The 12,661-nt window shown below is 73.2% G+C and carries 10 protein-coding genes and 1 tRNA gene; 5 read left to right on the forward strand and 6 right to left on the reverse strand.

Annotation, left to right across the window (positions count from 1 at the left end):
- Positions 1-238: 238 nt before the first annotated feature.
- The 3 genes from AB0E14_RS33640 to AB0E14_RS33650 form a co-directional block, all read right to left on the reverse strand.
- Positions 239-1,171: a cellulose-binding protein gene (locus tag AB0E14_RS33640; protein ID WP_362427114.1), complete on the reverse strand. Its 933-nt coding sequence runs from the start codon at positions 1,169-1,171 to the stop codon at positions 239-241.
- Between the two features lie 147 nt (positions 1,172-1,318).
- A complete protein-coding gene (locus AB0E14_RS33645) occupies positions 1,319-4,003 on the reverse strand; it encodes an SUKH-4 family immunity protein (protein WP_362427118.1) in 2,685 nt (894 codons plus the stop codon).
- A 7-nt stretch (positions 4,004-4,010) separates the two neighbouring features.
- Positions 4,011-5,009 (reverse strand): SMI1/KNR4 family protein, encoded by a 999-nt coding sequence (locus tag AB0E14_RS33650; RefSeq protein ID WP_362427121.1) that lies wholly within the window; start codon positions 5,007-5,009, stop codon positions 4,011-4,013.
- Positions 5,010-5,263: 254 nt separating this feature from the next.
- Between AB0E14_RS33650 and AB0E14_RS33655 the strand changes: the two genes are divergently transcribed.
- The gene (locus tag AB0E14_RS33655) at positions 5,264-5,773 is read left to right on the forward strand and encodes a YwqJ-related putative deaminase (RefSeq protein WP_362427124.1); all 510 of its coding nucleotides are present in this window, start codon (positions 5,264-5,266) and stop codon (positions 5,771-5,773) included.
- Between the two features lie 10 nt (positions 5,774-5,783).
- Positions 5,784-6,275 carry an SUKH-3 domain-containing protein gene (locus AB0E14_RS33660; protein ID WP_362427127.1) on the forward strand — a complete coding sequence of 164 codons (492 nt, stop codon included), beginning with the start codon at positions 5,784-5,786 and terminating at the stop codon, positions 6,273-6,275.
- 81 nt (positions 6,276-6,356) lie between these two features.
- Here AB0E14_RS33660 and AB0E14_RS33665 read toward each other — a convergent pair whose 3' ends face one another.
- Positions 6,357-7,682: a histidine kinase gene (locus AB0E14_RS33665; RefSeq protein WP_362427130.1), complete on the reverse strand. Its 1,326-nt coding sequence runs from the start codon at positions 7,680-7,682 to the stop codon at positions 6,357-6,359.
- Positions 7,683-7,867: 185 nt separating this feature from the next.
- On the opposite strand from AB0E14_RS33665, the gene AB0E14_RS33670 reads away from it, so the two are divergent.
- The 3 genes from AB0E14_RS33670 to AB0E14_RS33680 all read left to right on the forward strand — a co-directional run bounded on the left by AB0E14_RS33670 (position 7,868) and on the right by AB0E14_RS33680 (position 10,590).
- Positions 7,868-7,939, forward strand: a tRNA-Gln gene (locus tag AB0E14_RS33670).
- A gap of 109 nt (positions 7,940-8,048) precedes the next feature.
- Positions 8,049-9,494 carry a bifunctional UDP-N-acetylglucosamine diphosphorylase/glucosamine-1-phosphate N-acetyltransferase GlmU gene (gene glmU, locus AB0E14_RS33675; protein WP_362427133.1) on the forward strand — a complete coding sequence of 482 codons (1,446 nt, stop codon included), beginning with the start codon at positions 8,049-8,051 and terminating at the stop codon, positions 9,492-9,494.
- A 121-nt stretch (positions 9,495-9,615) separates the two neighbouring features.
- Positions 9,616-10,590: a ribose-phosphate diphosphokinase gene (locus AB0E14_RS33680; RefSeq protein ID WP_362427136.1), complete on the forward strand. Its 975-nt coding sequence runs from the start codon at positions 9,616-9,618 to the stop codon at positions 10,588-10,590.
- Positions 10,591-10,679: 89 nt separating this feature from the next.
- On the opposite strand, the gene AB0E14_RS33685 is transcribed toward AB0E14_RS33680, so the two are convergent.
- Both AB0E14_RS33685 and AB0E14_RS33690 read right to left on the reverse strand, forming a co-directional pair.
- A complete protein-coding gene (locus tag AB0E14_RS33685) occupies positions 10,680-11,543 on the reverse strand; it encodes a serine hydrolase (RefSeq protein ID WP_362427181.1) in 864 nt (287 codons plus the stop codon).
- A gap of 86 nt (positions 11,544-11,629) precedes the next feature.
- Positions 11,630-12,595 carry a LysR family transcriptional regulator gene (locus AB0E14_RS33690; RefSeq protein ID WP_362427139.1) on the reverse strand — a complete coding sequence of 322 codons (966 nt, stop codon included), beginning with the start codon at positions 12,593-12,595 and terminating at the stop codon, positions 11,630-11,632.
- Positions 12,596-12,661 lie beyond the last annotated feature (66 nt).

The raw sequence follows: 12,661 nt of genomic DNA on the forward strand, positions 1-12,661 counted from the left end.
CGGTGCATCGCAAGGCGCCGGAGCGTCTCGATAGCGGAGCTATCGGGGCGTTTCGGCAACGCGGCGAGGTGCCGTGCCAGACGCCGCGGCCCCGGTCATGATCCGCCGGACAGGCCCTAGGGCCTGCCGTCCGGCTCGGACGGCCGGGCTCTCGCGCGTACAAGCGTCCACCTCGGGTCCCGACTCCGGCGCCGCACGCCTGCCTTCCGCTTCCCTGTGACGGTCCCTGGCCGCCCTCTTACCGGTCGCCCGGCTCCGGCTCCGTCTCCGGGCCCTGTTCCGGTCCAGACGCCGACTCCTCCTGTCCGGGGTTCCCGCCCACCCTCCCCGTCAGCCCCGCCAGCGAGGCGCGGATGTGTTCCATGTGGGCGTGAATCTCCTCGCGGGCCTCGTCGTGTTCCCGCAGCACGCGTTCCGTCGCGCGTTCCGTCCGCTCGCTCCGGGCCCGGGCCTCGGCGAGGACGTCCGCCGCCCTCGCCTCGGCGTCCTGCTGGTCGCGTCGGGCCCGTTCCTCCGTGCGCGCGGCGTCCCGTTCGGCCTCCGCGAGGCGGGCCTGCGCGGCGGCGGCGAGTTCCTCGTGGTGGGCGTCCAGTTCCTCCGCCCGGGACAGCGCCGTGCGCTCGGCCTTCTCCCGTACGACCGCCTGCTGCGCGCGCTGCTTCTCCAGCAGCGCCGTACCCCTGCGGGACGTCTCCTCGACGGCGGCCCTGGCCTGCGCCCGCCGCTCCTCCGCCTCCTCGCCGGCCGCCACGCGCAGCGCATCGGCCTCCGCGCCCGCCGCCTCCAGGGTCGCGCGGGCCGTGTCCTCCGCCTCCGTCCGCACCCCCTCGGCGTACGCCCGGGCCGCCTCCGTCGCCGAACGCGCCTCCTCCTCGGCCGCCCCGGCGAGGGACTGCGCCTCGGCCTCCGCCGCCCGCACCAGACGCTCGTCCTCCGCCTCGGCGAGTTCGAGGATCCGGCGCGCCCCCTCGCCCAGCGACTCGTACCGCTGCGGCGCCAGCGCCTCGACCGCCGCCCGCAGCCGGGCCGCCTCCGCCCCCATCTCCTTCGCGAGCACCGTCAGCCGGGCCGCCCGCTCCCACGCCGCGTCCCGTTCGTCGGAGAGCGCGGCGAGGTGACGATCGACCTGCGCGGGGCGGTAGCCGCGCCCCCGTCCGACGGCGAAATCCATCCCTGACGCCCCTTCCCTCATGGCCAAAAGAGCCCTAATCGCTCACATGCCAAGAATGCGTCATCGGACATGACGAAAGGCGCCCGACGTGTCCTCCACGCCGGGCGCCTTTCGTCACATATGGCCTACGGTCGGCCAACAGGGGGCCTACAGCAGGCCGTCCCACATCTGCTCCAGGAGCACCGACCACCAGTTCTCCGGCGACGCGAGCGCCGCCGGGTCCAGCATCGCCAACTGCGCCTGGAAGTCGACCGTCCAGCGGCCCGCCTGCTCCGGGTTGAGCCCGAACCGCAGCCGCCACATCCGCCCCAGCAGCGCCATCGACCGCGCGAACTCCGGCAGCCCGCTGTTCACGAACTGCGGCGGCACCGGCGCACCGCCCGGACCGGCCTCGACCGGTACGGCGACGATGTGCGCGGTCCCGTACTGGACGCAGATCGCCCGCCCGAAGTCCGAACCGATCACGAGGTACGAGCCCGCGTCCGACGCCGGCTGGATCTGCCGCTGCGCCGCCAGCTCCGCCAGCGTCGGCACCACCGGCTGGGCCGGCTGCGCCCAGAAGAACGGACTGAAGTCGGCCGGAAGACCCGCCCAGACGAGCGTCAGCGCCACGACCTCGGGCACGCCCTGCCGCGACACCGCCCGCTGGTCGAACCGGCAGATACCGGGCCCGAAGGCGCCCGCCATCTCCTGCGCGATCCCGTCCGGCGGGATCGGCGGCGCCGGCTGCACCTGCGGCAGCGGCGCCCGCACCGGCGCGGGGCGCGCCGGACCGTCCGCGACCTGGTGCAACTCACCCTGATGCGTGAGGAGTTGCCGCATGCCCTGCTGGCGGCCCGCGTGATCCCTGCCGTACGGAGCGATGTTGGTGATCCGCGCCTGCGGCCAGGTCTCCCGGATCATCCGCGCGCAGTAGCCACCCGGCAGCTCACAGGACTCCAACTCCGTGTGCAGCTCCAGGACCTGCTGCGGCGGCACGTTCATCGCGCGCAGCTCGTGCAGGATCTGCCACTCGGGGTGCGGGGTACCGGGAGCGGACCGCCGGATGATCTGCGCCTCGGAACCGTCCGGCGCGCGGTAGCGCAGCACGGCCTGGTAGCCGGGACCGACGGTCGGCTGACCGGTCGGCTGCTGCGGGTACCCGTACGCGGGCGGCGCCGACGGCGCACCCTGCACGGACGGCGGCGGCCCCGGCGGAGCCGGCGGCCCACCCGGGCCCGGCTGCGCCAGCATCGTCGCCGCGTGGTGCACCCCACCGGGCGGAGTCCCGGGCGCGCCGGGAGCACCAGGGGCACCAGGGGCCCCGGGAGCGCCCGGTGCACCGGGCGGGCCGGGCGGGGCGATCCCACCGGGGCCGGGGTGCGCGAGCATCGTCGCCGCGTGCGCGACCCCGGCACCGTCCGACCCACCGGGCACGCCGGGGGCACCGGGAGCACCGGGAGCGCCGGGCATGCCCGGCGGGGCGGGCGGGGGCACGGGCGCACCGGGGCCGCCCTGGCTCGGGTGCGCGAGCATGGTCGCCGCCTGGTGCACGGGCTGCGGAGGCGTGGCCGGACCGGGAGGCGCGGGAGGACCGGGAGGCGTCGGCGCACCGGGGGCTCCCGGAACTCCCGGCGGGCCGGGGGGCTGGGGGCCGTCGGGCCCGAGCTGCGACACCAGCTGCGTCCGTACGTAACCGCCCGCGGGCGTACCGGGAACCCCCGGCGCCTGCGGCGGCGGAGGAGTGCTCCCCCCGCTCCCGCGCGCACCGCGCGGCGGCAGCGCCGCCTTGCTGGTCGCGGCGTCCGCGATGTCCCCGGCCCCCGGCACACCCAGCGCCGGCGGCGGCGTCGGCGTACCCGGAGCGGGCGGGGCAGCGGGCGGAGGCGTCGGCGTACCGGGCGGAGGCGTCGGCGTACCCGGCGGCGGCACCGCGACACCGCCGCCGAGCGACGCGCCGCCCGGCGGCGGGGCGTTCGGGTCGAGGGCCTGGGCGATCGCCGTCGGCGGGAGCGCGCTGCCGCCCGCCATCAGGGCCGTCGGAGCGTCCGCGCCCACGATCGGCAGCGGCGTGTCGTCGTCGTCCGCGCCGGAAAGCGGCGGCGCGAAGACGGTCGCCGGCAGCGGTACGGAGCCGTCCGCACCGCCCGAACTCGCGTTGGCGTCCGCCCACGGGCTCGCGGCCACCGGCGCGGCAGCCGGAGCCGGACTCGGGACCGGAGCAGGCGCCGGAACCGGGGCCGGAGCAGGGGCCGGAACCGGCCCAGGGGTCTCGGCGGGCACGCCGTCGGAAGCCGTCGGCTCGTAGTCGACCGACCGCCCCTCCGACGCGCCAGGCACCGGCTCCGAGGGCGAAGCCGAGAGCGAAGGCGAAGGCGAAGGCGAGGGCGAAGGCGAAGGCGAACCGTCACCCGTCGCCTCGCCGCTCGTCGAACTCCCGCCCGCCTGGGACGCGTTCGGCCCCTTCGGCGGCAGCCCGAGCTTGTCCGCCGCGTCCTGCAGCCACTCGGGCGGGCTCAACAGGAACGACGTCGCGTTCAGATCCACCCGCTCGGGCGGCGCCGCCGGCGCGCCCGGGCCCGCCTCGTCCTCGACCGTGCCGTACTCCTCCTCGTACCGCCGGATCACCTCACCCACAGGCAGCCCCGGCCACAGCGTCACCTCGCCGCTGTCCCGGGCGATGACCAGCCGCTGACGGCCGCCGTCCGAGATCGGACCGCCCTCGCGGTCCTCCGCCCAGACCACGAACCCGAGCCCGAACTCCCGCACCCGCACCTCACGGTGCTGGTACCCGGGCACATCGCCGTTGATCCACTCCTCGGCGCGCTCCTGCGCCTGCGCGAACGTCACCACAGCCAGTTCACTCCCCCACCGGGACCACGGGCACAGCGCGCGCGAAGCCGCCGTCCACCATCAGGTTCGCCACCGTCTCCAGCTCCGGCGGATTGCCCGCGAGACGCTGCAGGAACGCGTCGAAGTCCTCGCCGCACGGGTGCAGCAGCCGCTCCGCGCGCTCGCCCACGCTCCACGCCGCCGCGGTCTCGCCGGAGTCCCGCGCGTCGTCGTACGCGCAGAACCACACCGTGCCGATCCGGTCGCCCTTCACCTTCACCGCCAGGATCCCGCCCTGCGCGAACGCGACGCCCAGATAGTCCTTGGTCAGATGGTCGCGCAGACACTTGTTGACGTAGACGAGGTCATTGACCCCCGCCTCCTCGCGGACCGTGAAGAACGGCTGGTCGAACAGCAGCCCCAACTCCGCGTCCAGCGCCGCGCCCACCGGCGCGCAACCACCCGCCGCCTTCAGGAAGGAGCGGTACGCGCCCGGCAGGCGGTAGCCCAGGTCCTCCTCCACACCGAGCAGTTGCTGCTCGGACACCGACACCAGGCCCTTCGGCAGACCGAAGTGGGCCGGCCGGGTCTCCTGCAGCGGACGCGTACCGCGCTTGGCGTGGTCGACAGCCGCCGTCGCCACCCCGCCGTGGTGACGCAGCAGCGCCTTCACCTCGACCGGGACCAACTCCATCCGCCGGCTGCCCGCCACGTGATGCCACGTCCAGCCGTGCGGGGTCGCCACCGCCGGAATCGTGTCCCACAGCTCGTGGCCGGTCGCGGCGAGCGCCGCGTTCGCCGACACGTAGTCCGTCAGCCGCAACTCGTCGACGCCGAAGCCCTCCGGCGGGTCGGCGATCTCCGCCGCGACCCGGGCGTACGGCGAGAAGTCCGGATAGCCGTGTTCGTCCACCCGCACCCCTCGGGGATGCCGGGAAGCCCGGACCGGGTCCGGGAAGTGCACGACCTGCCCGGCGTAAGCCGCGTTCGGTGGCGCGGCGTGCTGCCCGAGCCGACCTGTCGTCATGGCGGTTGCCCCCTGCGCTGGCTGCTGGCTGATTCCGCACAGCCTATGCGCTGCCACAAGCCCGCGACCCGGCCCGATCCCCCCACCCTCCCCACGAACACAGCGCGTGACCAACTGTCACGAACGGATGACGCACCGGCGATAGTTACGACACACCACGGACGGGTTCGAGTACCCCGCTTCCACATAGGGCGTCCCATTTGGCACTCTGTTCCAGCAACTCCGGGGGGATTGCAGGAGGGGAAGAAGGCACCATGTACGCAACACCGACGCCCACGCAGGGTGACCCACGCCTCAACTGGAGCAGCACCGAATCCACCCGCGCCCCGTTACTGCGCTTCCGTCGCGACGGCATCCTCCCCACCGTCGGCGCAGCGCTCTCCGTGCGCGGCGAAACCCTCACCTGCACCGCCGGCCGAGGCGACCGGCCGCCAGCCCTGCACCCACTCGTCCAGGACTTCCTCGACACCCTCACCAGCGGGCAGCGCGAACGCTTCACCGGACGCTGCCCCGAAGCCATCCTGCTCTCCCGCCACCTGACCGCCACCGAGACCGGCCGCTCCAAGCGAGCCCAGCGCAAGCCCCTCACCCACAGCGAAGCGCGCCGCTCCCTCAAGCAGGCCAAACTCACCGCGCGCCGCATCCGAGAGGACGGCGACCCCCTGCACGGCAGCTACGCCGCGCCCTGCCGCTCCTGTACGGCGATGCTCGCGCACTTCGGTGTCCGCACCGTCGACCCCACCTCGACTGTCGAGAACGGCTGACCGCACCTCCATGCCCGACCACCTCAGCACCACCCGCTTCCCGGTCAACGTCGACGCCGCCCTCCGCGAGGCGGGATGGCAGCCCGGCCGCTGGGACATAAAGCTCGCCGAGCAGTGGGCCGACGCCCTGCGCGCCCACGTCACACCCGGCGGGCACCGGCACAGCGTGTTCCCCGCGGCCGTCGAGGCATGGGCGGAATTCGGGGGCCTCCAGGTCATCGCACCCGGCGCGGGCCGCCAGATCGCCCCCGCCACCCTCCGCTTCGACCCCCTCGCCGGGCTCCACCTCGCCCGCACCTTCGCCGACCTCGGCCGGGCCCTCGGCACGGAGATCTCCCCCCTGGGCGAGGAGGGCGAACACCAGGCGGTCCTCGCGATAGACCTCGAAGGCCGGGTCTACTGCATGGACCACACCGGCGACTGGTTCCTGGGCCGCGACATCGACGCGGCCCTGTCGACCCTCATCACCGGAACCCAGCCGACGCGCCTGGTCACGGGCTGACCCACGGCCGGCCCACGCCCACGCCACCCGCTCAGCCGGGTCCAGCGGGGGCCGGCCGGGTCACGGGCTGAACCACGACGCCTACGCCGCCCGCTCCCCCACCGGCAGCACCGCCGACACCCGGAACCCGCCCGCGTCCGTCGGACCCGACACGAACACCCCGCCCAGCCGCGTCACACGCTCCCGCATACCGACCAGGCCGTTGCCCCCGCTCGGCAGATGCGCGTCCGCCGCCTCGGCGTCCGAAGGACCGTTCTCCACCTGCATCGCGACCTCCGCCGCACGATGCGCGAGCCGGACCACGACCTTGGCGCCCGCCGCGTGCTTGTGCACGTTCGTCAGCGCCTCCTGGACCACCCGGTACGCCGTCCGCTCGACCTCCGCCGCGTACGCCCGCGCCTCGCCGAGCACTGTCAGCTCCACGACCGCACCCGCCTGCCGCGACTGCTCGACCAGCTCCTCCAGCGCGTCCAGACACGGACCGTCCTCCGACGCCGCCTCGGCCGCCGCCGCGGCAGCCCGCCCCACCGCCGCCAAGGGCACGGGCGCGGGCACCTCCGCCGCGGCGCCCTCCCGCAGCACGCCCAGCATCTCCCGCAACTCCGTCAGCGCCTGCCGCCCCATGTCGCCGACCAGCGCCGCGTTCTTCACCGCCTTCTGCGGATCCTTCAACGCCACCGCCTGCAAGGCCGCCGCGTGCACCACCATCAACGACACCCGGTGCGCGACCACGTCGTGCATCTCCCGCGCGATCCGCGTCCGCTCCTCCTGCCGCGCCCACTGCGCCCGCTGCTCCGCGCGGTCCGCCAGCAGGGACAACTCCTGCTCCAGACTGTCCGCCCGCTCCCGCAGACTCTCCATCAGCCGCCGCCGCGCCCCTATGTACAGGCCGAACAGCACCGGCGGCGCGTTCAGCCCCAGGGTCAGAAAGACCGCGACGACCGGGACGTACCAGCCACTGGCATCGAAATCCGGCTGGCCGGCGTCGGCCTGGGCGACGTCCTGGCGCACGCGCACCATCGTCACGACGAAGACCGCGACCGTCGACATACCGGCGAGCGCGGCCGTGATCCGGCGCGGCACCTCCGAGGCGGCGAGCGTGTACAGCCCGACGATCCCCATGAGGTAGCCCATCTCGGCGGGCGTGACGGAGATCGACACCAGCACCACGACGATCGGCCACCGGCGCCGCACCAGCAGCACCGAGCCGACCAACAGCCCGAACAGCACCCCCACGGGCACCGGCAGCCCCGCCTGACCGGCGAAACCGACCCCCTGGATCCCGCACTCCAGCGCCGACGCGGCGGCCAGCCCGATGTCGAGCACCGCGCTGCGCCGTCTCCCCCACCACCACAGTCCGCCGGGCGTCATGCCCGTCGCGTCCTGGTGTGCCCCCGTTGTGGTCATGCCCTCCAGCGTACGGGCGGGCGCGAGCCATTTTCCGAAGAGCGCCGGACCCGGGTGCGGCGCACGTCGACCGCGTACACGCGTCGGTCCCTGATCCCTACCGTCGCATGGAGGGGGCTTGGTACGGCATAGTGTTGGGTGCCGGTCCGGCGACCTGACCGAATGTCCGGTTTAGTCGGTTGCCATCCCCTGTGGTGTAATTGGCAGCACTGAGGCTTTTGGTGCCTTATGTCCGGGTTCGAGTCCTGGCGGGGGAGCGTCTTGTCACGGGTCCTGACTTTCTGCGTCAGGACCCGCACTCATATCCGGCCCTGTACCCCCCGGTATCCTGCGGGTGTCCACCACCCGAAGCCGAAGGGCATTCCCGTGAGCGCCAACCGCCCGGCCGCCGTCGTCGTCCTCGCAGCGGGTGAGGGCACCCGCATGAAGTCGAAGACCCCCAAGGTCCTGCACGAAATCGCCGGACGTTCCCTTGTCGGGCACGTCGTGTCCGCCGCGCGTGAGCTGGAGCCCGAGCACCTCGTCGTGGTCGTCGGGCACGCCCGTGAGCAGGTCACCGCGCATCTCGACGCGCACTACGCCGGTACCCGCACCGCCGTCCAGTACGAGCAGAACGGCACCGGTCACGCCGTTCGCATGGGGCTCGAGGAGCTGGGCCAGGCACCCGACGGGACCGTCGTCGTCGTGTGCGGCGACACCCCGCTGCTCTCCGGGGAGACCCTGAAGGCCCTGGCCGGTACGCACGCCGCCGACGGCAACGCCGTCACCGTGCTGACCGCCGAGGTGCCGGACTCCACCGGCTACGGGCGCATCGTGCGGGACGCCTCGGGCGCCGTGACCGCGATCGTGGAGCACAAGGACGCCTCCGACGAGCAGCGGGCGATCCGGGAGATCAACTCCGGGGTGTTCGCCTTCGACGGGCTCCTGCTCGCCGACGCGCTGGGCAAGGTGCGGACGGACAACAGCCAGGGTGAGGAGTACCTCACGGACGTGCTGTCGATCCTCCGCGAGGCCGGCCACCGGGTGGGCGCGTCGGTGGCGGGCGACCACCGGGAGATCCTGGGGATCAACAACCGGGTACAGCTGGCGGAGGCCCGTGCGCTGCTGAACCAGCGGCTGCTCGAGCGCGCGATGACGGCGGGCGTGACCGTGGTCGACCCGGGCTCCGTCTTCGTCGACGTGACCGTGACGTTCGAGCGGGACGCGGTCATCCACCCGGGTACGCAGCTGCTCGGCGCCACGCACATCGGTGAGGACGCCGAGGTGGGTCCGAACACGCGGCTGAAGGACACGACGGTCGGCAAGGGTGCCCGGGTGGACAACACGGTCGCCGACTCGGCCGTGATCGGCGAGAGCGCGTCCGTGGGCCCGTTCGCGTACCTGCGTCCGGGGACGAACCTGGGGCTGAAGGCCAAGGCCGGTACGTACGTGGAGATGAAGAACGCCACGATCGGCGAGGGCACGAAGGTGCCGCACCTCTCCTACGTGGGCGACGCGACGATCGGTGAGTACACGAACATCGGCGCGGCGAGCGTCTTCGTGAACTACGACGGTGAGGCCAAGCACCACACGACGATCGGGTCGCACTGCCGGACCGGGTCGGACAACATGTTTGTGGCACCCATCACGATCGGGGACGGTGCGTACACCGCTGCCGGGTCCGTCATCACCAAGGACGTACCGGCCGGCTCGCTCGCCGTCGCCCGTGGCCAGCAGCGGAATATCGAGGGTTGGGTCGCCCGGAAGCGGCCCGGCAGCGCCGCGGCGCAGGCCGCTCAGCTGGCCACTGAGGACTCCGCCGGCGAAAGCTGACCGGAAACAGGTGCGTCGAACTCGGCGTACCGTGATACGTGCACATAAATTCGGCTGGCTCGCTCACCCGCACGGGAGCGCGGTGGTCGCGACCAGAAGACACGTCTGAGGAGACAGTGCTGTGACCGGGATCAAGACGACCGGCGAGAAGAAGCTGATGCTCTTCTCCGGCCGCGCCCACCCCGAGCTGGCCGAGGAGGTCGCGCACCAGCTGGGTGTCGGCCTCGTGCCGACCAAGGCTTTCGACTTCGCGAACGGTGAGATCTACGTCCGTTTCCAGGAGTCGGCGCGTGGCGCGGACTGCTTCCTGATCCAGAGCCACACGGCTCCGATCAACAAGTGGATCATGGAGCAGCTGATCATGATCGACGCGCTGAAGCGTGCTTCGGCGCGGAGCATCACCGTGATCATCCCGTCGTACGGCTACGCCCGTCAGGACAAGAAGCACCGTGGCCGTGAGCCGATCTCGGCCCGTCTGGTCGCCGATCTGCTGAAGACGGCGGGTGCGGACCGGATCCTCACGGTCGACCTGCACACGGACCAGATCCAGGGCTTCTTCGACGGCCCGGTGGACCACCTGTCGGCGCTGCCGGTCCTGGCGGACTACGTGGGCAGCAAGGTGGACCGTACGAAGCTGACGATCGTGTCCCCGGACGCGGGTCGTGTGCGGGTGGCGGACCGCTGGTGCGACCGTCTGGACGCGCCGCTGGCGATCGTGCACAAGCGTCGTGACAAGGACGTCGCCAACCAGGTGACGGTCCACGAGGTCGTCGGTGACGTCCGTGGCCGTGTCTGCGTCCTGGTGGACGACATGGTGGACACGGGCGGCACGATCTGCGCCGCGGCCGAGGCGCTGTTCGCGCACGGCGCGGAGGACGTCATCGTGACGGCGACGCACGGCATCCTGTCGGGTCCGGCCGCCGATCGTCTGAAGAACTCGAAGGTGAGCGAGTTCGTGTTCACGGACACGCTGCCGGTGCCGAGCTCCCTGGAGCTGGACAAGATCACGGTGCTGTCGATCGCGCCGACGATCGCGGCCGCCGTGCGTGAGGTGTTCGAGGACGGCTCGGTGACGAGCCTCTTCGAGGAGCACTGAGTCACCCGGAGCTGACCGAGTCGGGCCCGCTTCCCTTCGGGGAGGCGGGCCTTTCTCATGCCCTGAGCCTTCTCATGCCCTGAGCCTTCTCATGCCCTGAGTGCCCTGTCCGCCCTGAGGGCGTCCACCGCGATCCTCGCCGCCGTACCGATCGCGGCGTCGGCCGCCGGGAGGGTGACGGTGGTGGCGGCGGCTCGGGTGAAGACCGCGACGGCGTAGCGGCCGCCGTCGGGGTACTCGACGACTCCGGCTTCGTGGCGGAGGGTCGGCAGGGAGCCGGTCTTGCCACTGACGCGGACGTCGTCGAAGGGGAAGCCGGCGGCGAGGCGGTGGGTCCAGGCCTGGAGGCCGAGGACGGCGCGGAGCTCTTCGCCGTACTCCCCCGCGCAGAGTTCGTCGCGCCAGACGGCGGTGAGGAGGCGGGTGAGTTCGCGGGGTGTGGAGCGGTTGGTGCGGGTGGGGTCGAGGGCGCGGAGGTGGGCGACGACGGCGGGGTCGGTGAGGGCGGCGGGGGTGCCGGCGGCGTCTTCGCGGAGGCTGGTGTGGAGTTCGCGCATGGTCTGGACGGCGATGGTGCGGGTGAGGCCGAGGTCGGTCATGCACTGGTTGACGGTGTCGAGGCCGAGGGCGTCGATGAGCAGGTCGGCGGCGGTGTTGTCGCTGACGGCGACGGCGAGGGTGGCGAGGTCGCGCAGGGAGAGGCGGGCGGCGTCGCGCATGGTGGCGAGGCCGGTGCCGCCGGGTGCGCGGTTCTCGGCGGGGATGTCGACGGGGCGGCGGCGGTCGACGCGGCCGAGGGAGGCCTCGCGGTAGAGGGTGGCGATGACACAGAGCTTGTGGACGCTGGCGGTGGGGGCTTCGGTGTCGGCGTGGACGCCGAGGGAGGTGCCGGTGTCGATGTCGGTGGCGTGGAGCTGTCCGGTGACGCCGGCGTCGGTGAAGGCCGCGGTGATGCGGGTGCGGGCCGCGCGGGACGCCGCCGGTGCGGGGGTGGGCGACGCGGACGGCGACGCGGGGGGTTCTGGGGACGCGGCGGGGGTCACAGGGGGAACTCCGATGCGGGGCGGGGGAAGACCATCCTCGGGGACGCGCCGCTGGTGGTGGGGGCGTCGGTGAGCATGCCGGCGTGGGTGCGGAGGGTCTCGTGGGCGGTGTCGGCGAAGAGTTTCACGGCGGGGCCCTCGCGGCCCTGAGGCCAGGCGGTGGAGGTGCGCCAGGTGAGGGGGTTGCCGCGGAGGGGACGCCAGACGGTGCCTGGTTCGGGTGGTGAGTGGGGTTCGAGGGCGAGGGCGCCGCCGGAGAGGACGAGGCCGCGGGTGAAGTCGGGGCCCGCCGCTTCGTGGACGGTGCCGGGGGTGCAGCCGTGGCGGGCGCAGGCGGTGAGGGTCTCGTCGTGGAGGGCGGGGGCTTCGGCGCGGGGGAAGAGGACGAGGTCGCGGCCGGTGAGGGCGGCGGCGGGGATCTCGGGGTGGGCGGCGAGGGGGTCGGTGGCGGCGAGGAGGACGCCGAGGGGCTGGTGGAGGACGGGGCCGAAGGCGAGTCCCGGGGTGGGACAGGGGTGGCGGACGATGCCGATGTCGAGGGTGCCGTCGGTGAGGGCGTCGGTCTGTTCGGTGGTGGTGAGTTCGCGCAGGTCGAGGTCGCCGCCGGGGGTGCGGTCGCGGAAGGCGATGAGGAGGGCGCCGACGGCGGCGGCGCCGAGGCGGGGTGGGACGGCGGCGCGGAGGGTGCCGGCCTGGCCGCCGAGGACGCGGGCGACGGTGGCGGTGAGCCGGTCGGCGGCGGCGAGGAGGTGTTCGGCTTCGGCGAGGACGAGGCGGCCCGCGGGGGTGAGGGTGGTGCCTCGGCTGGTGCGGTCGAGGAGGCGGACGCCGAGTTCGCGTTCGAGGCGTTGGATGCGCTGCGAGAGGGAGGGCTGGGCCAGGTGGAGGCGCTCGGCGGCGCGTCCGAAGTGCTGTTCCTCGGCGACGGTCCGGAAGTACCGGAGGTGCAGCAGCAGGTCCATGAGCAGCAAGGATAGGCAATCGGCTATGGGTTTCATGGCGATCGGGGTCTTGGACCGACGGCCGGG

Source organism: Streptomyces sp. NPDC047981 (assembly GCF_040653315.1).
GTDB lineage: Bacteria > Actinomycetota > Actinomycetes > Streptomycetales > Streptomycetaceae > Streptomyces.

Bases quoted from the DNA above. Each gene is read 5' to 3' on its own strand.
- AB0E14_RS33640 (WP_362427114.1), bottom strand. From the start codon at position 1,171: ATGGATTTCGCCGTCGGACGGGGGCGCGGCTACCGCCCCGCGCAGGTC.
- AB0E14_RS33650 (WP_362427121.1), bottom strand. From the start codon at position 5,009: ATGACGACAGGTCGGCTCGGGCAGCACGCCGCGCCACCGAACGCGGCT.
- AB0E14_RS33655 (WP_362427124.1), top strand. From the start codon at position 5,264: ATGTACGCAACACCGACGCCCACGCAGGGTGACCCACGCCTCAACTGG.
- AB0E14_RS33660 (WP_362427127.1), top strand. From the start codon at position 5,784: ATGCCCGACCACCTCAGCACCACCCGCTTCCCGGTCAACGTCGACGCC.
- AB0E14_RS33665 (WP_362427130.1), bottom strand. From the start codon at position 7,682: ATGACCACAACGGGGGCACACCAGGACGCGACGGGCATGACGCCCGGC.
- AB0E14_RS33690 (WP_362427139.1), bottom strand. From the start codon at position 12,595: ATGGACCTGCTGCTGCACCTCCGGTACTTCCGGACCGTCGCCGAGGAA.